Source organism: Paraburkholderia terrae (assembly GCF_002902925.1).
Lineage (GTDB): Bacteria > Pseudomonadota > Gammaproteobacteria > Burkholderiales > Burkholderiaceae > Paraburkholderia > Paraburkholderia terrae.
The window spans coordinates 2544835-2571028 of sequence record NZ_CP026112.1 but is presented as its reverse complement, the minus strand read 5'-3'; the positions used below and the strand labels follow the sequence as shown (position 1 = coordinate 2571028).

Genomic DNA, 26194 nt, shown 5'->3' with positions numbered 1-26194 from the left:
CATGCGCTGGCGTCGCAGCCAATCACGCGGCGCCTCGTCGATTCGCTTTGCAGCGGACATCGCCCGTGGGCGGTGTCCGCTGTTTTCACTTTCTGGAGCGGGGAGTCAGCGATGAATCAGCCGGAATCACAGAGCCATGCGCAAGAGCCGCGATTCGAAGGGCTCAGTGCCGTCACGCTCGCCACGCACGACATGGAGCGCGCCGTTGCGTTTTATCTGGCGCTTGGCTTTCCGCTTGCCTACGGCGGACCCTTCGAGGCGTTCACTTCGTTTGCGTTCGGCGGGACCTATCTGAACGTGATTCTCGACACGAGAGGACCAGTGCTATGGTGGGGGCGTGTGATCGTTCACGTGTCCGACGTGGACGCCGTTTATCACAAGGCGCTGGCAGCGGGATACCAGCCCGAGGCCGCACCCGCCGATGCCTCATGGGGCGAACGATACTTTCATATCACCGATCCCGACGGCCACGAGATCAGCATCGCCAAGAGGCTTTGAACAGGCTTTGAAGCGGCGCCCGAAAGGTACTTTGAAGAGCCACACCCGTTGCGCAAGAGTAATATGACTGACACTGAGAAAGCTGACAATCACACGAGCCCACGCGCCGCGTACACCCTTTTCCGCGCTACGGAAAAAACAGGAGCCACTGTGATGAAGGAATCCGAACAGGAACTTGACGCCGAGTCGCTCGCCGCCCGGCAGCGCCGCTTCGAAGAGGACCTCGTCGATGCGTACGACGAGGAACTCGAAATGGAAGTCGACGACCGCATCCTCGACGGCGGCGAAGGCTTCACGCCCGAAGCGCGCGAGTTGCGCAAGCAATATTTCCGCGAGCTGTTCCGTCTGCAAGGCGAACTCGTCAAGCTGCAGGACTGGATCGTCAAGACGGGGCATCGCCTCGTCGTGATCTTCGAAGGCCGCGACGCGGCTGGCAAGGGCGGTGCGATCAAGCGCATCACGCAGCGGCTGAATCCGCGCGTATGCCGGGTCGCGGCGCTGCCCGCGCCGAACAACCGCGAACGCACGCAATGGTACTTCCAGCGCTATGTCAGCCACCTGCCCGCAGGCGGCGAAATGGTGCTGTTCGATCGCAGCTGGTACAACCGCGCGGGCGTCGAGCGCGTGATGGGCTTTTGCACCGACGATGAATACGACGAGTTCTTCCGCTCGGTGCCCGAGTTCGAGAAGATGCTCGTGCGCAGCGGTATTCAGATCATCAAGTACTGGTTCTCGATCACCGACGAAGAGCAGGAAATTCGCTTCCAGGCGCGTATCCACGATCCGCTCAAACAATGGAAGCTCAGCCCGATGGACCTCGAAAGCCGTCGCCGCTGGGAGCGTTATACGCAGGCGAAGGAAGTGATGTTGCAGCGCTCGCATATCGCCGAGGCGCCGTGGTGGGTCGTGCAGGCCGTCGACAAGAAGCGCGCGCGGCTGAACTGCATTCATCATCTGCTGAGCCAGGTGCCGTATCACGAGATCGAACATCCGTCCATCGTGTTGCCGGAACGCGTATTCCATGAGGACTACAGCCGTCATCCCGTGCCGGATACGATGATCGTGCCCGACGTGTTCTGATCCCTGTTTGAAGGGCTGAAATGAAAAGCGCGGCATGAAAATGCCGCGCTTTTTGTTTTGCCGCCGCCGTTTGCGCTTCATCGAATCAGCGCGGCGGCAAGATGCGAGTCGTCAGAACAGGTGACGGAACAACCAGTACAGTCCCCCGGACAGCGCGATCGATGCGGGCAGCGTCAGCACCCACGCGAGCACCAGACTGCGCACGGTGCCCCATTGCAGGCCTGAGCCATTGGCGGCCATCGTGCCTGCCACGCCCGAGGACAGCACGTGCGTCGTCGACACGGGCAGGCCGTACATGTCGGCGGCGCCGATCGTGACCATCGCGACGAGTTCGGCCGATGCGCCCTGTCCATAAGTCAGATGCTGCTTGCCGATCTTCTCGCCCACTGTCACGACGATGCGCTTCCAGCCCACCATCGTGCCGAGACCCAGTGCGATCGCCACGGCGACTTTCACCCACGTCGGAATGAACTTGGTCGCGTGGTCCATCTGCTTCTTGAAGTTATCGATGGCCTTGGCGTCGTCCGCTGCGAACGCGGGCTGCTTCGCCTTTTCCATCAGACGGATCGCTTCCGAGGCGACGTACATGTTGTTACGCACGTTATCGACCTTATCTTGCGGCACATTCGCCATCGTGCCCGACGAGCTGACCTGCTGACCGATCTGCTCCATCAGCTTTTGCAACGCGGGCACCGTCGCGGGCGCGAGTTGCCGGGTGCGCACGTAGTTCTCCACTTCGCTGCGCGGCGCGACGACGGGCGGCACGCCTGGCGTCGCGTACTTGCCGAGTGCGGCCGAAGCCTGCTGCGAAACGGCGAGGAAGGTCTGCGTTTCGTTTGCCGTGACTGCCTTGTTGAGCGCGTAGGCGGTCGGCACGGTGCCGATCAGGATCAGCATGATGAGACCCATGCCTTTCTGGCCGTCGTTGGAACCATGCGCGAACGACACACCCGTGCAGGTCAGAATCAGCAGCCCGCGAATCCAGAACGGCGGCGGTGCTTTGCCTTTCGGCTCAGCGTACAGCGCGGGCACGCGCACGAGCGCCTTGAGGACCAGCAGCAGAAGGCCCGCGAGCAGGAAGCCGATCAGCGGCGAGAACAGCAGCGACTTGCCGACGCCGGCGGCTTGCCCCCAATCGACGCCGCTCGTGCCGTCCGCACCATGCAGCAGCTGGTTCATCAGGCCGACGCCGATGATCGAGCCGATCAGCGTATGCGAGCTCGACGACGGCAGGCCGAACCACCACGTACCCAGATTCCAGATTATCGCGGCGATCAGCAGCGCGAACACCATCGCAAAGCCTGCGCTGCTGCCCACTTGCAGAATCAGTTCGACGGGCAGCAACTGAAGAATGCCGAATGCGACTGCGCCGCTAGACGTCAGCACGCCGAGGAAATTCCACGTGCCGGACCACACGACCGCGACGTTGGGCGAGAGCGAGTGCGTATAGATCACCGTCGCGACGGCGTTTGCCGTGTCGTGGAAGCCATTGACGAACTCGAAGCCGAGCGCGATCAGAAGGGCGACGCCTAGCAGCAGATAAGCGACGATCGATCCGGTGCGAACGGATTCGAGGTCGCCGACCAGCTGAAACGCGCAGTAGATCGCGCCAGCGACCAGCGCAATCACAAAGACGGCGAGTCCTAAGTTGCGGTTTTTGGCACTCGCGGTGCCTGTCTGCGGATATGAGAGTTCCGGCATGGCCTGGGCCTCGGGGGATAGTCGGGGGGATCTCAGATCCTGCAAGCCCAGCATGTCGATACGATGACAAACGCGTGACGGATATGCCCCTTAACATTTGTGCGCCGCGTCACGCGTGCTTGGATGCCGCTCGGCGTCAGAAGAAGGCCCCTGCGGCCCAGACGCTAAAATGAGCACGTGGCGCCAGAGCGCCGATCTGGAATCGAGACCTCCTTGAAAAGAAAAATGCCAGCGCTCAATGCGCTCAAAGCCTTCGAAGTCGCCGGGCGCACGGGCAGCTTCACGCGCGCGGCGGAATTGCTCAACGTCACCCAAAGCGCGGTGAGCCGCCAGGTGCGGCAACTCGAAGAGCAACTCGGCGAAACGCTATTGCAGCGCAGGCATCATCATCTGGATCTCACGGCATCGGGCCGCGTGCTGCTTCAGGCGTTGCAGCATTCGTTCGACAAGATCGAATGGACCGTGCGCTCGATTCAGGAAAAGACGCATCTGAATCGTTTGCGGGTCAATGCGCCGCCGACTTTCGCGAGCCGCTGGTTTCTGCCGCGCCTCGGGCGCTTGCATACCGAGCACCCCGAACTGGAATTGAGCCTGTCGACGCGGCTAGAGGACAATCTTGCCGAGTCGAGCGTGCTTGATTGCGCGATCCGCTTCGGCAATGGCGAATGGGAAGGATTCGACAATCTGCTGCTGATGAATGAACGGCATATCGCCGTGTGCTCGCCCGCGTTGCTCGCGCGCCAGGCGGGTAATGAAGTCATCGATCTCAATCAATTCACTTTGCTGCATGTTTTAGCGGGCGACAACCAGCGTTATCTGACCTGGCAGCATTGGCTGAAGGCGGCGGGCATCGAAGGCGTGGATACGTCGGGCGGTTTCGAATTCGATCTGCTCGATCACGCGATACGCGCCGCCGTCGACGGCCTCGGCATCACGATCGCCGATCGTCATATGATTGCGCACGAGCTCGCTAATGGACAACTCGTACAGATGCTGAACGTGCATGTCGACGGACACCAGTCATATTGGCTCGTGACGCGTCCCGAACAGGGCGACCTGCCGCATGTGACGGTGTTTCGCGACTGGCTGCGACAGGAAGTGTGGCTGACGCAGCGCAGCGTCGAAACATCGGCGGCTGCACGGGTGCCTTTGATCAGCGGCCATTGATTCGCCTGTCGCTTGCGCCGCTTTTGACTCACTTAAGCTGATTCATTTGCTTCACATTGTCTCTTCGAGCAAGCCGAACCGCTAGCGTCATCGACGGCCATTACAGTGCGACGCAAACGTTAAACGTCCATCGCGGCTTGTGCGCAAACACCGAAAAACCACAGAAGCGCTTCCATCGCGTAAATGGACTAATTACCCACTGCGGATACTGGTATCATTTTTTTATACCAATCCATGATGTTGCGCCCGCATCGAAACGCGCAACGTCTGTATCAAAGCTTGGTGCAAACAGGGACCCTGCGGCACGCGGCGCACGAACGCGCGCGGCCTCATTCTCGCAGTCATTTGTTCGGGGATCGACAAAGTTGGCAACGAAAAGCAGGGCCGGGCAAGGGAAGAGCTTTGTCGAGCGTATTTACCGCTTGCGCATTGCCGGGCTGGGGCTTGGCTTCTTCTGCGTCGCTTCCGTTTTCGCGCTACAGCATCGCGGCTTCGTATTGTGGTCGCTGCTGGTGTTTCATGGTTTTGTCTGGCCACATGTCGCGCGGCGCGCTGCGCTTGCCTGTGAAGTGCCGTTTCGCGGCGAACGCCTGAACCTGATGGCCGATTCGATGCTCGGCGGCTTCTGGGTCGTGGCGATGCAGTTCAACGTGCTGCCCAGCGTGCTGATTCTCGCGATGCTCAGCATGGACAACATCGCCGCGGGCGGCCTGCGGCTCTTCGCACGTGGCATGGTCGCGCATGTGCTCGGCGTGCTAACGGGGCTCGTCACGGTCGGGTTCGTGTTTTCGCCGATGTCGCAAATGCCGACCATCCTTGCGTGTCTGCCGTTCCTCATTATTTATCCCCTTGCGTTGGGCTTTACGAGCTACCGGCTGTCGCTCAAGCTCGCCCAGCGCACGCGCGAACTCGAGCACCTGAGCCGCACGGACGGCCTGACCCGCCTTTGGAACCGCCGGCACTGGGAAGGGCTGCTCGCCGGGGAATTCGAGCGCTGCCGCGCGAACCGCTACGCGTCGTGCCTGCTGCTGATCGACCTCGATCACTTCAAGCGGATCAACGACACGCTGGGTCATCCTGCTGGCGACTCAGTGTTACAGGCGTTCGCCGATCTTTTGCGCAGCCATTTCCGCGCGGGCGACAGCATTGGCCGCTATGGCGGCGAGGAGTTCGGCGTCGTCTTGCCGGGCGCGACATTGCGCGAGGCGCATACGGTTGCGAAGGTGCTGGTGCAGCGCGTGAGGGAGAAGACGAAAGAGGCGTCGACGGAATGCCCGTGTACGATTAGCGTCGGCATTGCCCAATTGACCGACGACTTGCCGGACTATCACACGTGGTTGCAGGAAGTTGACCGCAGTCTTTATCAGGCGAAGGCGACGGGCCGTGACCGGATCGTCGTCGGCGGTCTTGCGCCCGTTCAGGAAGTGGCTCGCGGCTAAGCGTGCCAGGCGCGCCAAAGCGTCACGCTTTATAACGCGTAAACGATCCCGGCGAAAATCGAGCCGAACAGCACCCATTTGACGACATAGCAAGTCGGCCTATGCCACGCCTTACGGCGCTTGCCGACGCGGCGAATCGCGTACACATATTTGAATGCGCGGTTCAGGAAACCGGTGCGGCCGCCTTCTTCATTCGGCGAACTGGCCGCGCGCATCACGACATTCGAGAACATCCGGTTCAATGCGGCGGCCCAGCGGAAGTACATGGGCCGCTCGATATCGCAGAACGGCACGACAAATAGCCAGCGCATTACTTGATCCCCAGGTTCTACCTGAACAATCGGTCTTTAGTAACCGGATCTTAAAAAAGGAATCTTAGCGAGAACCGCGCCAGCTTGCTTTCAAGGGGTATGCGATTAAATGTAGTCCGCCAATACGCTAAAGCCTTAGTCTTAACGGCGCCGAAGCGCGGCTTTTCTTTAGCGTTTGGGTGCTTCGCAATGGGGCAAACAGACGCGTGAGAACACACGCGATTTAACTGGAGACGGCGCCTCTTGGTGCAATACCGCGCAAGGTAATGCCGCGTTCCTGCGGCAGTGTACGGTTTTTCTCGCGCCTGGGCTGCGCGGCGCTTATGTTCTGTTCGCTCAAAGGCTCGACGGAGTAGCCGCGCCGCTCCCACGCGTCCAGCCCGCCTCTTAGCGCGCGAATCCGCGTAAAGCCTTTGTCGCGCATCTGCTGCGACAGCGTTCTTGCCGTGACATCGTCGGCGCAGACGCAATAGACGACGACATCGCGAGCCAGCAACGCGGCGTCGACCGTGCCGGGCGCATGGATGTCGAGCGGCAGCGCGCCGGGAATGGACTGCGGCGTCTGTCGTTTCATGTGCTCAGGGCGGGCGTCGAGCACGATGGGTGGTTTGTCGGGACGCATCATCGCGTCGACCTGCTCCTGCGAGATTGCAGCAAGCGAGAGCGGCCGCTGCAGACGCCACCGCTGCACAAAACGGAACACCAGATAACTCGCGGCGATGGCGGTCAGCACATCGATGATCGTCCAGCCGTGCGCTCGCACTTCGTGAATCAGCAGGCTCAGCTGCCGCTCGAAAATCGCGCCGCCGAGCAGCCAGAACGTTGCCCACGCGACGATACCGACGGCGTCCCACGCGAAGAAGATGACGATGCCGACGCGCGTCGTGCCCATCAGCGGCGGCGTGATGATGGCAAGTCCCGGTACGAACTTCGAGACCGAGACGATTGCCGGTCCAAAGCGCATGAAGAGGGCACGCGCCTTGCGCACTCGCGTTTCGACGGCGGCCGACAGCCGCGCGAGTGCAAGGATCAGGCGGCGTCCGAGCATGCGGCCCGCAGTAAACCATATCCCGTCGCCAATCAGCGCGGCGGCGAGCGCGGCAGTCAGCACGTGCCAGAAGGAGAGATGGCCATTGGCGATCGCCGTGCCCGCGAGCAGGAGTACAGGGACGGCAGGCACGGGAATGCCGAGGCGCGTAAGCAGCACGTTCAGGAAGACAACGGCTGCGCCCCAAGTAGAAATTGCCGACGGATTGAAATCGACCAATTGCAATAGCTCCTTGCGCATTGCATTGCATTGCTTCGACGCGCGCTGGCTGCCGTTCATTGTTGCACGGCTGAAGGTGCCGCGTGCTTAGCAAGCGGCCGCAGAACCGATACAAGCGGTCTAAATGCCTTAACGTTCGGTGGATGCGATCAGCGTGACGGGAATGTCGGTGCATCCCATGCTGCTCGACAGTTCGAGTTCTCGCCACTCACCGTTAACCGATTTTGGGGAAATGAGCGGATCTAGTTGTCTGTCGGTGCGCAGCACATTGAAGGGCCACGAAGGGCGCAGCAGACGCTCATGCACCAGCGAGCCGAGCCAGATCGGCGTGGGCGCCGTGCCGTCGCGACGCGCAACGGCATAGCCCGTGCGCCAGAAACGCAGTACGTCGCGTTCGTCGGTGCGCGCGCGCTGACGGCTGAAGACGAGGGTCGACGGTACGCCGTCGTTGAGCTTGGGCAGCACGGGCAGATCCATCACGGGCACGTCGGGCGACACGAGCGAGAACAGGCTGCGCGCATTGAAACGCGTGCCTTCGAGCCAACCTCTGCTGCTTAGTTGCGCGACGATCTGCTGCCGGTCGGCTGTCCATTGCACGGTGATCGGCTCGCGCCGGTCGCCCTTCATGTCGGAGCGATAGCAGGGAAACTGCTTCCACAGCGAATCCGTCCATTGCGCCTGCGTGACGACCACGGGTGGCCGCTGGCGCACCTGCGGCGCTGCGTCCGGCTGATGTCCCAAGGCGATCTGCAGACCGACGCTCGCGCACAGCACGGCCAGCAGAACGGCGGGCATGTATTCGCGCGAAGGCGGCGTTTCCGGATGCCGCCATACGGCCGTCAACGCGACGACAGCGACCCACATGGCCGCGAATGCTGCGCCGCCCACGGCATCGGAGAACGCGAAGCGCCCGGAAGACAGGCCCGCGAATGCGACGGTGATCACGATCAGGCTCGCGAGCGCAGTGACGGCGATACCCGTCACCAGACCGACGCGGCGTGCCACGACGAACGCGAGAAAGCCATACACCGTGACGCTCGCAGCGACGTGATTGCTGGGAAACGCATAGAGGTCGGATGGCGCGGCGGCGGGCGGCGCGTGCGGCACGATTACCTGGATCGCGAAGATCAGCACCTGCGAGAAGATCACTGCGATGAGCCAATAGATAAGCATGCGCCAGCGTTTCTCGAAGGCGATCATGATGGTCGACGCAATGACCAGCGCGGCGAGCGTCGGAATGCTGCCGAGCGTCGAGGCGCGCGCAAGCGCTTCACCGATCCACGGCGCCTGCGCGGATTGCAGGAAGCGATAGAACGACATGTCGACCTGCACGAGCGGATCGCCCGATACGACGTCCTGCATGACGCCAAAGAAGATGCCCGCGCACACCAGCACGAACACCGAAATGCCGACCAGCAGGCCGATAGCCGCGCGCTCAGGATCGACGATCCGATAGACCAGCTTTCCATACGGCGCTTCGTGATCACGCGCCCACTTCACGAGGCCGCTGCGCGACGCGCCGGCCCATGCGCGTGCGTGCGAGACGACCACGCGCATCACCCAGAAGCAAAGCCATACGATTGCTACGACGATCGCCAGCGCCGCGACGAGACGGAAGGACACCGCGCCCGCCAGCTGGATCGACGCGCCGAATACGACGCCGGGAAGAATGTGCGCGGGCGCCCATAGCAACGCGGACAGCACGTTCATTGCATAGAAGCGCATGGGCGGCATTTCGAGCATGCCCGCGACGACGGGGACGATCGCGCGCAGCGGTGCAGCGAAGCGCGCAAATACGACGCTCTTCGCGCCATGCTTGTCGAAATACTTCTGGCCGCTTTCGAGCAAACCCGGATGCGTGCTGAACGGCCAGAGCCTGCTGATCGTGTCTTTATAACGACGGCCGAACCAGTAGCTCATACCGTCGCCCGCCACGGCGCCCACAATCGCGCTCGCAAAGAGCCAGCCGAGATTCAGCGTGCCCGTGCCGACCAGCGCGCCTGCAATGAACATTGCCGTGCTGCCCGGCACGAAGGTGCCGATGATCGCGACGGCTTCGAGAAACGCAGCAAGAAACACCACGACCAGCGTCCACGCAGTGTGGCCTGCGAGCAGGTGCAGCAGCTGGACGTACGCGTGCTCCATCAATATCTCCAGGTGTCGTTGCGGCTATCAATGAGCACGGTGACGCGCATGCGAGCGCAAAGGAAAGGGACGCTGAAAGTTTATCAGTGTCCTCCTGTTGGGCGCAGGCGTGCGGCCATGCAGCAATTGGCAGTCCAAGGAATTAACGTCTGAGAGTGGGTCATTATTCTCGCGGGATGCAATCCAATGTCAAAAGCCGCTTCCGCAATTGCGTGTGACGAGTCTTATGCGAGGCTTAAGAGAAATGGCGTATCGATGGACAACGGTTTTCTTACTCAAGCTTTAAAACCATAGCGCTTCTAAGCAATTCCGTGGCATAGTCCGCCTATGCAATTCAAAGGGAGGCAATAATGGCTACATTGGAAATCATCCAGGCACGTATAAAGAAACTGCAGACGCAGGCTGAAACGCTCCTGGCTAAACGCGCGCAAGGTGCGTTGGACCAGATCCGGGAACTGATGATCAAGCACGGTCTCACAACGGAAGATATCGAGCGTCGCGCAAAAGCACGGCGTGAACGCGAGCGCAAAGTGCGTCTTGGCGTCAGCAGCGGCAAGGCCGGAATCGCATCGGCCGTGAAAGGCAAAATGCCGCCCAAGTATCGCGATCCCAAGACGGGTGCAACGTGGAGCGGTCACGCTCGACCGCCGGCATGGATCAAAGATGTGAAAGACCGTAGCAAGTTTCTGATCGATGCTGCTGCGGCTGCAGCAGAACCCGCGGTGACTGCAAAGGCAGCTACGAAGAAAACGGCGGCGAAGAAAGCCGTCGCGAAGAAAGCTGTAACGGCGAAGTCGGCGGGCCGCAAGGTTGCGAAAAAGGCATCGGCAGGCGCAAAAGCTGCTGTAAAGAAAGTTGCCGCGAAGAAGGCCGCCGTCAAGAAGACTGCCGCTAAGAAGGTTGCCGCGAAGTCTGCCGCGCCGACTGCCGGCAAGCGCGTAATTGCGAAGAAAGCCGCCGCAAAGAAAACCGGCGCAAGCAAGGCGCCGGCGAAAAAGGCAGCCGCAAAGAAGGCACCCGTGAAAAGCGTTGCGCCCGTCGTCGAAACACCCGTGACGGTGCAGACGCCGACGTCCGCAACGGGCGAGGCTTGATCCGCTTCGAAACGGCTTGTATGTAATTCCGGTTCGGCGGCATCCTGCCGAACCGTTCCCACGCGCGGCGCTCAGGTCGCCGCGCCATTCACTCGCAGCCGGCGCAATGCCGGCTCGCGCGAAGGCGGATTCGCTGCCTTGGCGCTCTCCTTGCGCTTCCTCAAAAGACGCATTTCCACATATCCGCCGCATCCTCTGGCGATTCGTTCACGTACACGTCATATCGCCCTACAAACATGAGTTTTATGAATGTTTGACGGTCGAAATACTCGCTTGCGCGCCATAAGGCCGCAGAGAAGAATCCGGGTCATGCGCCGGCTGCATGTTTCGCCTTGCTCTAACTCGCCGCCGGCAACGTGCTTCGCGCACGCGTCACCAGGTAAAACACCATGCGACTCGACCGGAATTTCGTTGGCGGCCAGTTTGTCGAACCCGCAACGGACGAACTCATCTCCGTCTATAACCCCGCTACCGAGGCGCTGATTGCCCAGGTATCGGGTGCGTCCCGCGAAGAGGCTGTAGCAGCCGTCGCCGCTGCCGCCGCCGCGCAAAAGAGCTGGCGCAAGCTGCCCGCTGCGGAGCGCGCAACGTATCTGCACAAGCTCGCCGACGCATTGACCGACTGCGCGCCCGCCATCGGCGCGGCGCTCGCGCTGGAATCGGGCAAGAGCGTCGCCGACGCGACCAACGAAGCCATCTACGCCGGCCAGATCACGCGCTATCACGCCGAGTGGGCGCGCCGTATCGAAGGCGAAGTCATTCCCAGCGACACGCCCGACGAGAACCTCGTGATGCATCGCGAGCCGATCGGCGTCGTCGCATGCCTGATCCCGTTCAATTACCCCGTCTATACGTTCATGCGCAAAATCGCGCCGGCGTTGATCGCGGGTAATACGGTGGTGGTGCGGCCGAGCAATAACACGCCCAGTTCCGCATTCGAAATCGCCAAGGCCGTGATTCGCGCCGAATTGCCGCCGGGCGTCGTCAACATTCTCGCGATGAGCCACGCAACCGCCGAAGCCGTCTGCACGCATCCCGCGGTCGGCATGATTACGCTGACGGGCAGCGTCGGCGCCGGTCGCAAGGTGCTCGACTATTGCAAAGAGAACATTGCGAAGCCGTCACTCGAGCTGGGCGGCAAGACGCCTGCCATCATCGAGCCGGATGCCGATCTGGAAAAGGCCGCGCGCGAACTCGTCGGCTCGAAGACGACGCACTGCGGCCAGCTTTGCACGGCTATCGAGCGCGTCTACGTACACGAAAGCGTGCATGACCAGTTCGTCGCGCTGCTGAAAAAGCACATGAGCGCAGTGAAGAGCGGCGATCGCAGCACGGATGCTTCCTTGATGGGTCCGCTCGTCAACGAAGCCTCGCGCCAGTCGATTCACGCGATGGTCCAGCGCGCGGTGGCCAATGGCGCAACGCTCGAAACGGGCGGCGCGATTCCCGAAGGCAAGGGCTTCTTCTATCCGGCCACGTTGCTGACGAACTGCCGTCAGGACATGGAGATCATCCAGGAAGAAACGTTCGGCCCGATCATGCCCGTCGTGCGCTACAGCACGCTCGACGAAGCGCTGCAGATGGCCAACGACCACCAGTTCGGTCTGTCGTCGGTGCTTTACACCGAGAACTACCGCACGACGATGAAAGTCGCGAACAACATCGAAGCGGGCGAACTCTACGTGAACCGCACGCCTGCCGACCCGTACCAAGGCTTTCACGCAGGCTGGAAACGCTCGGGTCTCGGCGGCGACGACGGCAAGCACGGCATGCTCGAATTCACGCAGACGCGTCTGGTCGTCATGAAGTACTGATCCTGTCAGGGCGCATTCCGCGTGCGAAAAGCAATGTGGGATGCGCTCTCTTTTTTAACTATAAAAAGCACACGCTGCATTCATAACAAAGTAACGGAGACACGACGGTCACGGCGCATGCTGTGCTCCTTGCGCGTCTCTTAGGAGCATTTCAGTGGCAAGCCAACCTCTTCAGACGGACGCTTCGACGCGCCGTTCCGCCAACGCGACCGACCAATCCGGCAACAAGGCACAGCGCTATGTGCAACTGTTGCTGCTCGTCATCGCGGCCGGCGCGATTTATCCGATTCTCTATCTGCGCCAGGTCTATCAGCCGACGATGCTGGAAGTTTTCCACATCAGCGAAAGCCAACTCGGCTATCTGTATTCGATGCTCGGCACGATCTTCCTGCTGAGCTACCTGCCGAGCGGCTGGCTCGCGGACCGCATCGCGCCGCGCCTGCTGATCAGCTTCTCGCTCGTGGCGACTGGCCTGCTCGGCCTGGTGTATTCGACGGCGCCGTCGTTCAATCTGCTGCTGATGATCTTCGGCGGCTGGGGCCTGTCGACGGGGCTGACGTTCTGGGCGGCCGTTATCAAGCGCGTGTCGATGATCGCGGGCGCTGACGAGCAGGGCCGCTTCTTCGGTTTCCTCGACGGTGGCCGTGGGCTGATCGAAGCGATGCTCGCGACGATCGCCATCACGCTGTTTGCATGGCTCACGCAGACGAAGGGCGAACCGGCCGCTGTTGGCTTCAGGGTCGTGGTGTACATGTACGCGTTCCTGTGCATTGGCCTCGGCGTAGTGCTCGCACTGGTGAAAGATCCGTCGTCGAAAGCGGAGCGATCGAGCCGCGCGCAAGCGGCCAAACGCAGCAACGTGATCGCCGATCTGATCACGCTCGCGAAGATTCCCGAACTGTGGCTCGTCGCGGCGATCGTGTTCTGCGGCTATCAGGTGTTCTGGGCGACCTACAGCTTCTCCGCGTATCTGCATGAAGGCGAGATTGGCTTGTCGGTGGTGATGGCGGGCACGATCACGACGCTCAAGCTGTGGATGCGTCCCATCGGCGGCATTGGCGGCGGCGTTCTCGGCGACCGCTTTTCGAAAGTGACCGTGCTGATCATCGCGCTCTTTCTCGCGTCGCTTTCTCTGGTCGGCCTGATCGCCGCGCCGCAGATCAGCAGCCATGTGTTGCTGGTGTTTATCGTGCTCTTCATCGGCGTGCTGACGTATGCGATTCGCGGTCTGTACTGGTCGCTGCTCGACCGCTGCAACGTACCCGTCGAAACCATGGGCCTCGCGATTGGCCTGATTTCAGTACTCGGCTATTCGCCCGATGTTTTCCTGCCGCTCATCAACGGATATCTGACGCAGAACTATCCGGGCGTGCATGGCTATCAAATGTACTTCGGCTACGTGGCCGCCGTGTCCGCCGTCGGCGGTTTCGCGGGCCTCGTGCTGCGCAATATGCTTAACAGGAAGGAAGCGTAAATGAAAGTCGTCTCGCTCGAAACGCATATCGTCGCCGTGCCGCCGCCGCATATCGGCGGCATGTACTGGATCTTCGTCAAGCTGAAGACGGATTGCGGCATTGAAGGCGTCGGCGAAATCTATTCGGCCACGTTTCATCCGAATGCGATGGCGCCCATCATCGACGACGTGTTCACGCGTTATCTGCTCGACAAGGACCCGCACCACGTCGAACGTCTGTGGCGCGAAGCGTATTCGAGCGGCTTCACGCAGCGCCCCGATCTGACGATGATGGGCGTGGTGAGCGGCCTCGAAATGGCGTGCTGGGACATCATCGGCAAGGCGGCGAACAAGCCCGTGTACGAACTGCTGGGCGGCCGCGTGCATGAGCGCCTGCGTTCGTACACGTATCTGTATCCGAAGAACCGTCGCGGCGAATACGACTACGACGATCCCGATCTCGCGGCCGAATGCGCGGCGGAAAACGTCAAGCGCGGCTTTACGGCGGTGAAGTTCGATCCTGCTGGCCCTTATACGGCTTACTCGGGTCATCATCTGTCGCTCGAAGTGATGGATCGTTGCGAAACGTTCTGCCGCAAGGTGCGCGAAGCCGTGGGCAGCAAGGCCGATCTGCTGTTCGGCACGCATGGGCAAATGGTGCCGGCGTCTGCGATCCGTCTTGCGAAGCGCCTCGAAAAATACGACCCGCTGTGGTTTGAAGAACCTGTGCCGCCGGGACAGCATGACGCCATGGCCGAAGTTGCGCGGCACACGAGCATTCCGATTTCGGCCGGCGAGCGCCTCACCACGAAGTACGAGTTCCACAAGCTGCTGGAAGCGGGCGGCGCATCGATTCTGCAACTGAACGTGGCGCGCGTCGGCGGCCTGCTCGAAGCGAAGAAAGTGGCCACGCTCGCCGAGGTCTATTACGCGCAGATCGCGCCGCACCTCTACAACGGTCCGGTCGGCGCCGCCGCGAGCATTCAGCTTGCAACCTGCACGCCCAACTTCCTGATTCAGGAAAGCATCGGCACGTGGGGCGGTTTCCATGCCGAAGTGCTGAAGTCGCCGATTCGCTGGGAAGACGGCTACATCATTCCCTCTACGGAACCGGGCCTCGGCGTCGAACTGAACATGGAAGTAGTCAATCAGCACACGCCGTATAAGGGCGATCGTCTGCATCTGCAGATGGCGTCGAAGCCCGCCGACGTGAAGGATCTCGCGCCCGCCAAAGGCTGAGTGCGCGAACAGGCCTAACGTATTCCACGTATTGGACGCCTGCGGGCGAATAGAACATGAATTACGACTACATCATCGTCGGAGCGGGATCTGCGGGCTGCATTCTCGCCAACCGGCTGTCGGCGTCGGGCCAGTACTCGGTACTGCTGCTCGAAGCAGGCAAAGCCGACGATTCGTTCTGGTTCAAGATTCCAGTCGGTTTCACGAAGACGTACTACAACGAAACCTACAACTGGATGTACTACAGCGAGCCGGAGAAGGAACTCGACAACCGCTCGCTGTATTGCCCGCGCGGCAAGGTGCAGGGCGGCTCCGGTTCAATCAACGCAATGATCTACGTGCGTGGCCAGGCGCAGGATTACGACGACTGGGCGGAAGCGGGCAACAAGGGCTGGTCGTATCGCGACGTACTGCCGTATTTCCGCAAGCTCGAATCGCATCCGCTCGGCAACACCGAGTATCACGGCGCGAACGGCCCGATCGGCATTTCGCCGATGAAGGATGACGCACACCCCATTTGTCACGTGTTCATCAAGGGCTGCGAGCAGGCGGGCTACAAGCGCACTGACGACTTCAATGGCGCGCAGTTCGAAGGCGCGGGCATTTACGACGTGAACACGCGCAATGGCCAGCGTTCATCGAGCAGTTTCGAGTACTTGCACCCAGTGCTCAATCGCAAGAACCTGACGGTCGAGCGTGAAGTACTCGTCACGCAGGTGCTGTTCGACGCGAACCGGCGCGCGACAGGCGTCGTCGTCAAGCAGAACGGCAGTTCGCGCCATTTCACTGCGAAGCGGGAAGTGATTCTTTCGGCGGGTGCCGTCGATACGCCGAAGCTGCTGCAACTGTCGGGTGTCGGCGATAGCGCGCTGCTTGCAGAACATCGCGTTCCCCTCGTGCATCATTTGCCTGCTGTCGGGCAGAACCTGCAGGATCATCTTTGCGTGAGCTTCTACTATCGCTCGAACGTGAAGACGCTGAATGACGAAATGCGCCCGTTGCTGGGCAAGCTCAAGCTCGGCTTGCAATACCTGCTGACGCGCAAAGGCCCGCTTGCGATGAGCGTGAATCAGGCCGGTGGCTTCTTCAGAAGCAGCGAGAAAGAGGCATTGCCGAATCTGCAGCTCTATTTCAATCCGCTGTCATATCGCATTCCGAAGAGCAACAAGGCGAGTCTCGAACCGGAACCGTATTCGGGCTTTCTGCTGTGCTTCAATCCGTGTCGTCCGAGTAGCCGCGGTTCGATCCAGATCGCGTCGGATCGTGCGGAAGATGCCGCGAAGATTCGCATCAACGCGCTGACGACGCAAAAGGATATCGACGAAGCCATTGAAGGCTGCGAGCTGGTGCGCAAGATCATGTCGACGGCGGCGCTCAAGGACATTACTGTCGAAGAGATTTCGCCTGGCCCTCAGGTGAACGATCGCGACGCCTTCCTGCAGTACTTCCGCGAGCAGTCGGGTTCGATCTATCACCTGTGCGGTTCATGCGCGATGGGGCCGGATGACGGCAACTCGGTCGTCGACGAGCGTCTGCGCGTGCATGGCATGTTGGGCTTGCGGATCGTCGATGCGTCGATCTTCCCGAACATCACGTCAGGTAATATCAACGCGCCGACGATGATGGTCGCGGAGAAGGGCGCCGAGATGATTCTCGAAGACGCGCTGGCAGCGGCAGGTTCGCAAGCGAAGGAATCGGCGAAGGCGTTTGCAGCGGCGCATTGATTGCCCGTCTTTCACAGCGGCCGCGTGCATGGAGCATTTTCCGGCACGCGGCCGTTTTGTTTTGATTCGCTCAGGTGTTTTCGGGGAAAACCGCGCGGCCTTGCGTCATGTCGCGCAAGGCTTCGCGCGCGGCGTCGACGGCCGTGACGGGCATGCGGATCGTCAGTTGCACGTTCATGTCGTACGCGCTCGCTTCGAGCGCATAGTTTTCCTGTTCGATCCAGCGTCGCACGCGGGCTTCGTCGGGATAGCCGATTTCGACGGGCAAGGACGCAAGCGCGATCCGCTCGACGCGCGGCGCGTCCTGCAGCGCGGTGGCGATCGCGTCGGTGTAGGCGCGCACGAGGCCGCCCGCGCCGAGCTTCACGCCGCCGTAATAGCGCACGACAGCGGCCAGCACGCCGTCCAGATCGTGGTGACGCAGCACTTCGAGTATCGGACGTCCCGCCGTGCCGGACGGCTCGCCGTCATCGGACATGCCCGACTGGCCGCCCGCCAGCAGCGCCCAGCAGACATGCGTGGCCGTGGGATGTTCTTCGCGCAGGCGGCGCAGTTCTTCCATCGCGGCGTCGCGGTCGGCGACGGGAATCGCGTAGGCGATGAAGCGGCTTTTGCGGATGTCGAGTTCCGCCTGCAGCGCTGAGGGGAGAGTGAAGGTCGGCAAGGCGGCAGGCGTCGGTCGGTTCGGGTGCGGTCAGGGCGCTATCTTAGCGGATGTGCCTGAGCGGTCGGGTTGCCGCTATTTTGACGCATCCGGAAAGAGTCTCTTGTTAACTTGTGTGATGACGCCTTCGCCGCGCGAGCCGATAATGCAACGCATGGCGGATCTAGCTCTGGCTGGGGCGATGCCGGACTCCTCATCCGGTGATCCGTCATTCTTCACTTCATTGAGCGAACTGCGGCATCGCTGAGACCATTGCTGCATAAGGCGCTCCGCCTGAGTTAACCGGACTGGCGCAGCGGAAGTGCCGTGGCTACACGCTTTTCCCACGTAGACGGCGTGCCGCTGGGCATCGCAGGTCTGTGAGACAGATACAGAGATACAGCGGGCCAGTGGCATGAGAGCTACACAATGCTGACGATCAATGCAGATCAGCACTCTCTTTTTCAAAACTATCACCGCCCTGGCGAAGAAAAGCGCATGGTCGTGATTCTGCGTGCCGGCGCTTATGGCGACTGGCTGGCCGCCGGCGCAGACGACACCCGAGACTTTCTACGCCCCTAACCGGAGTCCGTGAGCGGCCGCTCCGGTCCGCCGACAGGTGCGCTACGGCGCCCCACATACGAGCGCCGTAGCGATGCTGCCGATCAGCTAACCTCGAGCTGGGGCATGACGACAGCCGTGTCGGTCGGACCTGGAAGTTAGAGCCCTTCGGGCCACGACTCCACGATGAATGTGGTGCTCGTGGCCGCGGCCTGACGCATTGCCTTGAGGGGTGCGTACTCAGGGGATTTGTACCAAGCTTGCGCATCTTCGACGGTCGGGAACTCGAGGACAACGCTGGAGTCCACGGGGCCATTTTCCAGCGCAGCGCTGATGACGGGCCCGGCAAAGAATTTCACGCCCTGACTCTTAACGACCGGGATCGCTTCATCGCGATATTTCTGGAGCAATGCTTTGTCGTGAGCACTATGCACGACGAAGATCAGATAAGCACTCATAGTTTACCTCTGTTATTAAGTGAAATTTCTCAACGAGGCACACACTGCCTGGTCGAGCGAACCATCACCGGCTTTCGCGCCAGAAAAGGCGCGTTCCAGTGAGCTAACTCTAGGCGGCATGCTTCATCGGCACTGTTGCCGTTTCCGTCACGCTGCCATGCCCATTACGCGGGCAGCTTGAAGGCGAGCAGATCCGCCTTTTCGATGACCGGATCGCGAACGAAGAGATCCTTGGCGGAAGCCATCAGAGCCGCGGCGGCTTGACCGGTCAGGTGACCATTGCGGCCGGCTTCGTTGTCGAACGCGTCGAAGATGGCAAACGTCGACTTGCCGGTGCGGATCGCGAACCAGGTGACGGTGAACGCCTCCTTTTCCACGAGCCCCTTAGCGCCAGCTAGGAATTCGGCGACGGCCTCTTCCTTACCCGGCTTGGCTTCCATCGTCGCGAGGATTGCGAGCTTGATCATGATTTTCCTTTCGTCCCGTATGCGGGAATGTGTGTAAGAAGCCTGTACTTTAGAGAGCTTGGTGGTTCACAATAAGTGGCAAATTTGCCTTTTTTGATATAGTTCCTGCCATGGACATTCATGTTATTGCTATCAACGGCGTCGCGGACTTCGGGCTCTCGGCAATCGTGGACACGTTGAACTACGCAAACCAGCTCGCCCCAATGCTGGACCCTTCACCTGCGCCTCTGAACGTCACGATGGTTGGCGTCCGACGACGCGTTCGAACCGCCAATGGACTCATCGTTCCAGTGCAGTCCATCGACCGGCAGTCTCGGCCGGACGCGATCGTCACGCCTGCCCTTGGACCGGTGACGCCTGATGCCATTGAGGCCGCACTCGAGCAGCCAGAGTTACGCGACATCAAGGCAGCGATGGTCGCCAAGGCCAACGACGAGGTGTGGATCGGCGCCGCCTGCACGGCGACCTTACTGCTCGCGGAGACGGGACTTCTGAACGGACACACGGCAACAACATCGTGGTGGCTCGCGCCGCTGTTTCGCCGTCGGTATCCGCAGGTGTCGCTTGACGACTCACGCATGCTCATCGTCTCAGCGCCGTTCGTCACAGCCGGAGCAGCCCTGGCACACGTCGACCTGGCGCTTGGGCTCGTGAGGCGTCGAAGCCCCGCACTTGCAGCGCTCACGGCTCGCTACCTGCTGGTCGATTCGCGCGCATCGCAGGCCGCTTACGCCATCCCCGATCACCTGGCGCACGCCGACCCTTTGGTCGAGCGCTTCGAGCGATGGGCGCGTCGCAATCTTTCGAAGGGCTTTAATCTCGCCGACGCTGCGGCTGCGGTCGGAACGAGCGAGCGCACCCTGGCGCGGCGCCTGCAGAGCACGCTCGGCAAGACGCCCCTCGGGTTCTTCCAGGACTTACGCGTCGAGCACGCGGTGCATCTGCTCCAGACGAGTCACGAAAGCGTCGATCGGGTGGCCGAGCAAGTGGGCTACGCCGACGGTGTGACTCTGCGAGGGCTACTTCGTCGCAAGCTTGGACGGAGCGTGCGCGATCTGCGTGCGATGCTCTAACCTGGTCGAAGAGGCCGCGACGGTCAGATGCGTCGCGGCAAGATCATCGCGATGCGTGACACCCAGGCCACGGTGCTCGAGCAAGGCACCAAACGAACATGGAAGCTACCGTGTCTGGCCATGCAGGGCCACACCGAGGTCGAGCGCCGAACGGAGCGAGCGCCTTAGCACGCCGTTGAAATACCCTCGCCGATCCGCCACGACATAGCCATCCGATCCAGAGACACGAAGAGCGCATGCGAGGCACCCACAGCTACACGAATCCCTGTTCAGCACCGTGAGACTGGAGGAGTTCGTACCGCAGACTTATCCGCTGCGCCCGATCCGGACGTGGATGAACAAGGCGCTGTCGAAGATGGATACGAAGTTCTCGGCCATGTACGAAGCGGACATCAAAGGCGGCCGTCCGAGCATTGCGCCGGAGAAACTGATGCGGGCAATGCTGCTTCAAGTGCTGTACAGCATCCGAAGTGAGCGACAACTGGTCGAGCAGATTTCGTACAACCTGCTGGTTCGTCGGCCTGTCGATTGAGGACGCGGTGACCGACCTGTTCAACGCGACAGTGGAAACGGCACATAAACGCGGCTTGCTGTCGGGCGAGCATTTCAGCGTCGACGGCACCATGATTCATGCGTGGGCTAGCCACAAGAGCATCCGCCGGAAGGATGGCGGGGACGATGATCGCCCGCCCCGGGCAACTGGCATGGCGAATCGCGCAGCAACGAAACGCATGAGTCGAAGAGTGACGGAGAAGGTCGGCTCTATCGCAAGAGCCATGCCGCGCCAGCCTTGCCGAGTTATCTGGGCCATGTGCTGACGGACAACCGGCATGGGTTGGTGGTGAACGTTCAGGCCAGCGAAGCGAATGGCCGGGCGGAACGCGAAGTGGCGGCGGACATGCTACGGGATGTATCGGGTTCGGGCGTGCGGATTACGGTGGGTGCGGACAAGGCGTACGACACACGTGGATTTGTGAAGGCTTGCCGTGAATACAATGTAACGCCGCACGTCGCTCGTAATACCAAGCGAACGGGCGGAAGTGCCATCGACGGCAGGACAACGTGACACCCCGGCTATGCGCTGAGCCAGTGCAAACGAAATGCATTGAACAGTGCTTCGGCTGGGGTAAGCAGATCGTGCCAAGCCGACAGGTGATGGTGCGGGGGCTGGAGAAAGTCGATCAGTTGCTCACACTGAAGATGGCAGCCTACAACCTGACGCGACTGCGAACGTTGGGATTTGCGCGTCCAGAGGGCGCGTAATGCAAGAAATCGGTCGGGAAATGCGCTCGCCGGACGGATGCCAGCGCTGAATCCGGCGCCACGCAACAAAATCTCGGTGTCGTTGCGCGAATTCATGTCATCTGCGAGATCGGCCTGAATCCGATCGATGGGTATTTCAACGGCCTGCCAGGCGCGATTCGGCAATCCGCTTCAGCTCATCGGGAGTTGAAGCAGATTCAGCCAGCTGCTTGAGCAAATCAGCGGCTCTGTTTTCGTCTTTTGGGCCACCGTCGCCAAGCGTCAAACTCGTCGCGAGGTTAAGTATTGACCGGGGCATCCCTCGCGCCGCCAAAGCCTCGAGGAGGTGACGGGCCACTTCCGGCTCTCGGGTTCGGTTGCCGCTTAGCAACTCATCAGCAAGCGATTCTACAAACCTCAACGAGCTCTCATTTTTCGTTCCGTGTATGCCAGCGATGAGCGCTAGTTCGAAGTGGCCAACGGGATCGTGGGCGGCGTGTGCCAGCGTGCTCAGCGCGTCCTGGAAACTCAGATCAGCCTTTGAGCCTGCGAACGGCGTTTGTGTCTGGTCCCCGTACTCTTCTTGCGCATGGGCGGCCGATGGTCGCCACCATCGGACAAAGTCGTCCGCGGATTCACCGTGAAGATCAACTAACGATGCGGCCAATTGCGACGCCTGATATACGCGCCTCTCGGTTACTGTCGCGCCGTCACATGCCTCATCGAGCGCGGAGGCTGCTTTGGTGCCCAGCTTGCTGTGGAGGTCGGCCCAGTCTTTATAGCCGAAGACCTCGGAGGTCACCTGTCGCGCCTGGGATTCCTTTAGCGAAAGGCGGTATTTGAGCCGATCGGCGGCCCGTGTCGGGATCGATGTGCTCTGAAAGTAGATACGCATGCCTTCTCCTAATCTCAGGGTGAGCAGAAACGGGAAACGGGGTCACATATTTTCCCGAACTCGGACCTGAAGTGACGAGCCGGCAGGTCCACCAAGAGGCTCCGTGTGCTGCGGGGCAACCTTAATGTGGCTAATCACGGACCGGCCATGATAGTTGTCGCACGGGGGGCAGTGATAATTGACAATCTACGCTTTTACCTTGGAAGCCGCCAATTCCCTTTCGCAGGCTCGAGCGGCCGGAGAGGGTCGAGCTTGTGTGAAAACACGCTGATCACCTAAACTGGATTAACTCATTCAGCATGGGTGACCGGATGAAGCGATTCATAGAAGGTGAAGATCGCAAGCAGGTGACATTGCTTCCGGAGTGCCTGGATGACTTCGTCGCAGAGGACAACCCGGTCAGAATCATCGAGGCATTTGTTGAAGAGCTTGAACTTGCATCACTAGGATTCGATGGCGCGAAGCCGTCGACTACAGGTCGCCCGTCCTATCATCCGGGCGTACTGCTGAAGATCTATATCTACGGCTACCTGAATCGGGTCCAGTCGAGCCGCCGCCTGGAACGTGAATGCCAGCGCAACGTTGAATTGATGTGGCTCACGGGACGGTTGGCGCCGGATTTCAAGACCATAGCTGACTTTCGGCGTGACAACGGCATTGGCATTCGTAACGTGTGTCGCCGTTTCGTGATGCTGTGCCGTGAGCTGAAGCTGTTCTCGCAAGCACTGGTCGCCATTGACGGCAGCAAGTTCAAGGCAGTCAATACACGCGATCGCAATTTCACCGAAGGGAAGGTTGAAAAGCGCCAGAAGCAGATCGAGGAGAGCATCCAGCGGTATCTGAATGCGCTGGAGACCGCAGATCGCACGCAACCCGCAGAGCTGGAAGCAAAGACGACCCGTCTGAAGGACAAGATCGAGCGCTTGCGCGAACAGATGCGAAACCTCGAGCAGATCAAGGAGCAACTCAAAACTGAGCCGGACGGTCAGCTCTCGATGACCGATCCTGATGCACGCTCCATGGCGACTAGCGGCAAAGGCTCAGGAATGGTGGGCTACAACGTACAGGTAGCAGTAGACGCAAAACACCACCTTATTGTCGCTCACGAGGTCACAAACTCTGGCAGCGACCGGGCGCAGCTTAGCCCCATGGCAAGAGCTGCGCGCGACGCGATGGGCAAGACCAGACTGCGGGCAGTCGCCGATCGCGGCTACTACAGTGGGCTTCAGATCAAGGAGTGCGCCGATGCGGGGATTGCGGTCATGCTACCGAAGCCGACAACATCAGGTGCGAAGCACCATGGCCGATTCGACAAGGCAGACTTCATCTACATTGCGCGGGACGACGAATACCAATGCCCAGCTGGAGAACGGGCAATTTACCGTTACACCAGCGAGGAACACGGATTACAGCTACATCGTTACTGGAGTAGCGCCTGTTCGCAATGCGCGATGAAGCCAAAGTGCACTCCGAGCGACCAGCGACGGATAAGTCGATGGGAGCATGAGTCAGTGCTGGAAGCAGTTCAACGCCGGCTGGACAAGACACCTGACGCGATGACAGTGCGCAGGCGAACCGTCGAACATGTCTTCGGAACGTTCAAGCATTGGATGGGCTATACGCACTTCCTGATGCGCAGGTTGCCCAACGTAGGTACCGAGATGAGTTTGAACGTACTCGCCTACAATCTCGCTCGAGTGCTAAGAATCCTGGGCTTCAAGAAGACGATGAAGGCAATGCGGCAGGTAGGTGTTTGAGCAACCCGTAGTTCCTGAAACAAAGCGCTAAAGCTCGTCCAAAAGACATCTCAGAGGCTCACTTCCTCGTCGTCGCCGTGATGACCGCAAAGGCAGCCAAATGCGCCGCTGGGGGGCAGCAGTCATGCATCGCATTGGAATTCCATCAGGTTTCCACACAGCCTGGGTCGGTTTCGGGCGACCGCGTCGGGCAGTGACCGGCCAATGCGCGTTGTTCGACGCTCCGCCATCTGGTTTCGGCCGCAACCCTATGCGGTCGCTCACGGATCGGCGCCGGCCAAATCAAAGCAGATGGCCCTCCGCGATTTCCGGGGGCGAGATCATCGCAAGCGGATCTGACAAATTCACTCACTCGGCACTGGGAAAACGCCGCCGACGCGACAGGCGTCGCTTATCGTGGCTATGCGACAGACCATCTGCGGATAGCGAAGGGATTGAGCAGGCGAGTGCAGCACGGCGAGTTCGCCGGATCCCCGTCCCGACTCTGCTACAAGCAATCCTGCGCTTGCTCAGGTAACGCGCACGAACTCGCCTTCGGCGAAGAACCACTCCGACATCGTCCGCGCTAGTTCGAGCACGACCTCCGCGTCGGTCTGGCCGGAGGACGCGCGCACGTGGAACGAATGATCTGCGTCGTCCACTACATGCAGCGTGGCGCGTGGCCCCAGCGTCTCGACGACGGACCTCAGCAGGTGAAGCTCGGCCAGCTTGTCGCGCGTGCCCTGGAGGAAGAGAATCGGCACCGTGATCTCCGCCAGGTGCCGTGCCCGCTCCACGCCGGGCGCGCCCGCCGGGTGCAGCGGGAACGCGACGAAAGCGAGGCCACGCACGCCGTCGAGCGGGGAGATGGCTTGGGTCTGGGACGTCATGCGGCCGCCGAACGACCTGCCGCCCGCGAAGAGCGGCAGGGCTGGCAGCCGCCGGCGAGCCTCTGCGACGGCTGCCTGCACGGCAGCGTGTGCCACGGCCGGCGAGTCCACCCGCTTGGAGCCCCGCTCCATGTACGGAAACTGGTAGCGCAAGGTGGCGACATTGGCCGCCGCAAGCGCGTCGGCCAATGACGACATGCCGGCGTGCTGCATGCCCGCGCCGGCACCGTGCGCGAAGACATATAGCGCTCGCGCGTCCTCCGGCACTCGGAGGAGCGCAGAGACCTTAGAGCCGTCGGGCAGTGCCAGGGAAAGCGATTCTGGGTCGTCCATCATCTTCAGGTCGTGTCGTTATGGCCTTTGCGCCGATTCTGCATCAATGAGGCATCGGGGAGCGTTTGTGGCGGCCTCCGGCAAGGCATTGCGCAGGTGGAGTTTGCCGGCCGATCCATGGAGCGCGCCCATCGTGAACGGCGCCGCAGTCGCGATGTGTCGGTTGACGACCGCAAGCCGGACCGCAACGTGATCCGCGACATTTGCGTAATAGCACGCCTGCATCATTGTCAGCGAGCTGTTACGACACTGCAATCAGCGTCAAAGGAAGTTCTCGAAGGGCAGTTCATTTATCTGGCTCTCTGGAAGAGCATGTCCGGCTGCAAAAAGTTCTGGGTTCGGCCATCTGCGGCCGTTCGTCTGTGCATTCACGTGGACATTCAAACGTCGCAATCCCCCTGGTAGCGGACATTCAGGTGCAGACTCGATCCAGCAATTCATCGGCCGTCCCGGTCAATCAGGCAATCGGCGAAGCTTCCGGTGTCGAAGGTCTTCTTACTGGAATGTCGATTGGGTCGAGGTCGATCCGCAGCGGAGGTCGACTGTCAGAGGACCGCCGACGTCGGTCGCGTCCAGCCCACGAGGTAGTTTTTAGCAATTGGCCGGACCGTAGTCCTGCAATGTCGGCTGTATCGGAACACGCCGACAACCATTCGATGGTCGAAACGCCCTTCTGGCTCACGACGCTTCATTAGCCGCCGCCTCGGTAAATATCAAGCATCAGGGCTGGGCCGCCATTTTTCTGAAAATCTTCCAGCTCGCGCATCACTTGCGCGCGTGTTTTTCCAACGGGCACGGAGGGTGCCAGTGTGACGGCCGGAACCGCGACCTCTGAAACCTGCGGGGCATTGCCATCCGTTACCGCCCCCTGCTGGTTGATCGCCGTTTGGGCGAAGCATCCGTCTGCTGCGACTCCAGCTATCAGGGCAAGACAGACGGTGATCGATTGATAAAGTTTCATGGG

Annotated in this window: 22 protein-coding genes and 1 pseudogene; 13 read left to right on the top strand and 10 right to left on the bottom strand. The window is 60.8% G+C overall.

Features of this window, described 5'->3' with window-relative positions; translation table 11 throughout:
- Positions 1 to 111: 111 nt before the first annotated feature.
- On the top strand, positions 112 to 498 hold the full coding sequence (locus C2L65_RS27845) for a VOC family protein (RefSeq protein ID WP_007738638.1): 387 nt from the start codon (positions 112 to 114) through the stop codon (positions 496 to 498).
- 153 nt (positions 499 to 651) lie between these two features.
- Complete coding sequence (gene ppk2, locus C2L65_RS27840; RefSeq protein WP_042309849.1) at positions 652 to 1578, top strand: polyphosphate kinase 2; 927 nt, start codon at positions 652 to 654, stop codon at positions 1576 to 1578.
- Positions 1579 to 1689: 111 nt separating this feature from the next.
- Here ppk2 and C2L65_RS27835 read toward each other — a convergent pair whose 3' ends face one another.
- Positions 1690 to 3279 (bottom strand): inorganic phosphate transporter, encoded by a 1590-nt coding sequence (locus C2L65_RS27835; RefSeq protein WP_042309846.1) that lies wholly within the window; start codon positions 3277 to 3279, stop codon positions 1690 to 1692.
- A 225-nt stretch (positions 3280 to 3504) separates the two neighbouring features.
- Here C2L65_RS27835 and C2L65_RS27830 point away from each other — a divergent pair, with 225 nt between their 5' ends.
- Together C2L65_RS27830 and C2L65_RS27825 are read left to right on the top strand one after the other, a co-directional pair.
- Positions 3505 to 4446, top strand: coding sequence for a LysR substrate-binding domain-containing protein (locus C2L65_RS27830; protein WP_042309844.1), 942 nt, complete (start codon positions 3505 to 3507; stop codon positions 4444 to 4446).
- 365 nt (positions 4447 to 4811) lie between these two features.
- A complete protein-coding gene (locus C2L65_RS27825) occupies positions 4812 to 5885 on the top strand; it encodes a diguanylate cyclase (RefSeq protein ID WP_042309842.1) in 1074 nt (357 codons plus the stop codon).
- 29 nt (positions 5886 to 5914) lie between these two features.
- Here the strand turns inward: C2L65_RS27825 and C2L65_RS27820 are convergent, their stop codons facing one another.
- The 3 genes from C2L65_RS27820 to C2L65_RS27810 all read right to left on the bottom strand — a co-directional run bounded on the left by C2L65_RS27820 (position 5915) and on the right by C2L65_RS27810 (position 9608).
- Positions 5915 to 6196: a hypothetical protein gene (locus tag C2L65_RS27820; RefSeq protein ID WP_042309840.1), complete on the bottom strand. Its 282-nt coding sequence runs from the start codon at positions 6194 to 6196 to the stop codon at positions 5915 to 5917.
- Between the two features lie 223 nt (positions 6197 to 6419).
- The gene (locus C2L65_RS27815; protein WP_233446563.1) at positions 6420 to 7523 is read right to left on the bottom strand and encodes a VTT domain-containing protein; all 1104 of its coding nucleotides are present in this window, start codon (positions 7521 to 7523) and stop codon (positions 6420 to 6422) included.
- 69 nt (positions 7524 to 7592) lie between these two features.
- Positions 7593 to 9608 (bottom strand): bifunctional DedA family/phosphatase PAP2 family protein, encoded by a 2016-nt coding sequence (locus C2L65_RS27810; RefSeq protein ID WP_042309839.1) that lies wholly within the window; start codon positions 9606 to 9608, stop codon positions 7593 to 7595.
- Positions 9609 to 9958: 350 nt separating this feature from the next.
- On the opposite strand from C2L65_RS27810, the gene C2L65_RS27805 reads away from it, so the two are divergent.
- The 5 genes from C2L65_RS27805 to C2L65_RS27785 all read left to right on the top strand — a co-directional run bounded on the left by C2L65_RS27805 (position 9959) and on the right by C2L65_RS27785 (position 16932).
- Positions 9959 to 10702, top strand: a complete 744-nt coding sequence (locus C2L65_RS27805; RefSeq protein WP_042309837.1) for an H-NS histone family protein — start codon at positions 9959 to 9961, stop codon at positions 10700 to 10702.
- 389 nt (positions 10703 to 11091) lie between these two features.
- Positions 11092 to 12516, top strand: coding sequence for an aldehyde dehydrogenase (aldA, locus tag C2L65_RS27800; RefSeq protein ID WP_042309835.1), 1425 nt, complete (start codon positions 11092 to 11094; stop codon positions 12514 to 12516).
- A 154-nt stretch (positions 12517 to 12670) separates the two neighbouring features.
- Complete coding sequence (locus tag C2L65_RS27795; protein WP_042309833.1) at positions 12671 to 13990, top strand: MFS transporter; 1320 nt, start codon at positions 12671 to 12673, stop codon at positions 13988 to 13990.
- A complete protein-coding gene (locus C2L65_RS27790; protein ID WP_042309832.1) occupies positions 13991 to 15208 on the top strand; it encodes a mandelate racemase/muconate lactonizing enzyme family protein in 1218 nt (405 codons plus the stop codon).
- 56 nt (positions 15209 to 15264) lie between these two features.
- Entirely contained in the window at positions 15265 to 16932 is a 1668-nt protein-coding gene (locus tag C2L65_RS27785; protein WP_042309830.1) for a GMC family oxidoreductase, read from the top strand.
- 70 nt (positions 16933 to 17002) lie between these two features.
- Here C2L65_RS27785 and C2L65_RS27780 read toward each other — a convergent pair whose 3' ends face one another.
- On the bottom strand, positions 17003 to 17596 hold the full coding sequence (locus C2L65_RS27780) for an IMPACT family protein (RefSeq protein WP_042309828.1): 594 nt from the start codon (positions 17594 to 17596) through the stop codon (positions 17003 to 17005).
- Between the two features lie 408 nt (positions 17597 to 18004).
- Here C2L65_RS27780 and C2L65_RS46225 point away from each other — a divergent pair, with 408 nt between their 5' ends.
- The gene (locus C2L65_RS46225; protein ID WP_167450352.1) at positions 18005 to 18157 is read left to right on the top strand and encodes a hypothetical protein; all 153 of its coding nucleotides are present in this window, start codon (positions 18005 to 18007) and stop codon (positions 18155 to 18157) included.
- Between the two features lie 137 nt (positions 18158 to 18294).
- Here C2L65_RS46225 and C2L65_RS27775 read toward each other — a convergent pair whose 3' ends face one another.
- Together C2L65_RS27775 and C2L65_RS27770 are read right to left on the bottom strand one after the other, a co-directional pair.
- Complete coding sequence (locus tag C2L65_RS27775) at positions 18295 to 18594, bottom strand: DUF1330 domain-containing protein (protein WP_007589537.1); 300 nt, start codon at positions 18592 to 18594, stop codon at positions 18295 to 18297.
- 164 nt (positions 18595 to 18758) lie between these two features.
- Positions 18759 to 19061 carry a putative quinol monooxygenase gene (locus tag C2L65_RS27770; RefSeq protein WP_042309826.1) on the bottom strand — a complete coding sequence of 101 codons (303 nt, stop codon included), beginning with the start codon at positions 19059 to 19061 and terminating at the stop codon, positions 18759 to 18761.
- 110 nt (positions 19062 to 19171) lie between these two features.
- Between C2L65_RS27770 and C2L65_RS27765 the strand changes: the two genes are divergently transcribed.
- Positions 19172 to 20134 (top strand): GlxA family transcriptional regulator, encoded by a 963-nt coding sequence (locus C2L65_RS27765; protein ID WP_042309824.1) that lies wholly within the window; start codon positions 19172 to 19174, stop codon positions 20132 to 20134.
- Positions 20135 to 20370: 236 nt separating this feature from the next.
- Positions 20371 to 21397: pseudogene (locus tag C2L65_RS27760) on the top strand (IS5 family transposase).
- A gap of 136 nt (positions 21398 to 21533) precedes the next feature.
- Here C2L65_RS27760 and C2L65_RS27755 read toward each other — a convergent pair.
- Positions 21534 to 22271, bottom strand: a complete 738-nt coding sequence (locus C2L65_RS27755; RefSeq protein ID WP_042309821.1) for an SEL1-like repeat protein — start codon at positions 22269 to 22271, stop codon at positions 21534 to 21536.
- A 311-nt stretch (positions 22272 to 22582) separates the two neighbouring features.
- Between C2L65_RS27755 and C2L65_RS27750 the strand changes: the two genes are divergently transcribed.
- A complete protein-coding gene (locus C2L65_RS27750) occupies positions 22583 to 24028 on the top strand; it encodes an IS1182 family transposase (RefSeq protein ID WP_042317376.1) in 1446 nt (481 codons plus the stop codon).
- Positions 24029 to 24537: 509 nt separating this feature from the next.
- On the opposite strand, the gene C2L65_RS27745 is transcribed toward C2L65_RS27750, so the two are convergent.
- Together C2L65_RS27745 and C2L65_RS27735 are read right to left on the bottom strand one after the other, a co-directional pair.
- Entirely contained in the window at positions 24538 to 25230 is a 693-nt protein-coding gene (locus C2L65_RS27745) for an alpha/beta hydrolase family protein (protein ID WP_042317304.1), read from the bottom strand.
- A gap of 691 nt (positions 25231 to 25921) precedes the next feature.
- Positions 25922 to 26191, bottom strand: a complete 270-nt coding sequence (locus tag C2L65_RS27735; protein ID WP_042317300.1) for a DUF4148 domain-containing protein — start codon at positions 26189 to 26191, stop codon at positions 25922 to 25924.
- Positions 26192 to 26194 lie beyond the last annotated feature (3 nt).

What these genes read in the sequence shown, in the direction of transcription:
- aldA (WP_042309835.1), top strand. Translation starts at nt 11,092, where the DNA reads ATGCGACTCGACCGGAATTTCGTTGGCGGCCAGTTTGTCGAACCCGCA.
- C2L65_RS46225 (WP_167450352.1), top strand. Translation starts at nt 18,005, where the DNA reads ATGCTGACGATCAATGCAGATCAGCACTCTCTTTTTCAAAACTATCAC.
- C2L65_RS27745 (WP_042317304.1), bottom strand. Translation starts at nt 25,230, where the DNA reads ATGGACGACCCAGAATCGCTTTCCCTGGCACTGCCCGACGGCTCTAAG.
- C2L65_RS27830 (WP_042309844.1), top strand. Translation starts at nt 3,505, where the DNA reads ATGCCAGCGCTCAATGCGCTCAAAGCCTTCGAAGTCGCCGGGCGCACG.
- C2L65_RS27810 (WP_042309839.1), bottom strand. Translation starts at nt 9,608, where the DNA reads ATGGAGCACGCGTACGTCCAGCTGCTGCACCTGCTCGCAGGCCACACT.
- C2L65_RS27835 (WP_042309846.1), bottom strand. Translation starts at nt 3,279, where the DNA reads ATGCCGGAACTCTCATATCCGCAGACAGGCACCGCGAGTGCCAAAAAC.
- C2L65_RS27735 (WP_042317300.1), bottom strand. Translation starts at nt 26,191, where the DNA reads ATGAAACTTTATCAATCGATCACCGTCTGTCTTGCCCTGATAGCTGGA.
- C2L65_RS27785 (WP_042309830.1), top strand. Translation starts at nt 15,265, where the DNA reads ATGAATTACGACTACATCATCGTCGGAGCGGGATCTGCGGGCTGCATT.
- C2L65_RS27765 (WP_042309824.1), top strand. Translation starts at nt 19,172, where the DNA reads ATGGACATTCATGTTATTGCTATCAACGGCGTCGCGGACTTCGGGCTC.
- ppk2 (WP_042309849.1), top strand. Translation starts at nt 652, where the DNA reads ATGAAGGAATCCGAACAGGAACTTGACGCCGAGTCGCTCGCCGCCCGG.
- C2L65_RS27820 (WP_042309840.1), bottom strand. Translation starts at nt 6,196, where the DNA reads ATGCGCTGGCTATTTGTCGTGCCGTTCTGCGATATCGAGCGGCCCATG.
- C2L65_RS27770 (WP_042309826.1), bottom strand. Translation starts at nt 19,061, where the DNA reads ATGATCAAGCTCGCAATCCTCGCGACGATGGAAGCCAAGCCGGGTAAG.
- C2L65_RS27755 (WP_042309821.1), bottom strand. Translation starts at nt 22,271, where the DNA reads ATGCGTATCTACTTTCAGAGCACATCGATCCCGACACGGGCCGCCGAT.
- C2L65_RS27805 (WP_042309837.1), top strand. Translation starts at nt 9,959, where the DNA reads ATGGCTACATTGGAAATCATCCAGGCACGTATAAAGAAACTGCAGACG.
- C2L65_RS27815 (WP_233446563.1), bottom strand. Translation starts at nt 7,523, where the DNA reads ATGAACGGCAGCCAGCGCGCGTCGAAGCAATGCAATGCAATGCGCAAG.
- C2L65_RS27750 (WP_042317376.1), top strand. Translation starts at nt 22,583, where the DNA reads ATGAAGCGATTCATAGAAGGTGAAGATCGCAAGCAGGTGACATTGCTT.
- C2L65_RS27845 (WP_007738638.1), top strand. Translation starts at nt 112, where the DNA reads ATGAATCAGCCGGAATCACAGAGCCATGCGCAAGAGCCGCGATTCGAA.
- C2L65_RS27790 (WP_042309832.1), top strand. Translation starts at nt 13,991, where the DNA reads ATGAAAGTCGTCTCGCTCGAAACGCATATCGTCGCCGTGCCGCCGCCG.
- C2L65_RS27775 (WP_007589537.1), bottom strand. Translation starts at nt 18,594, where the DNA reads ATGAGTGCTTATCTGATCTTCGTCGTGCATAGTGCTCACGACAAAGCA.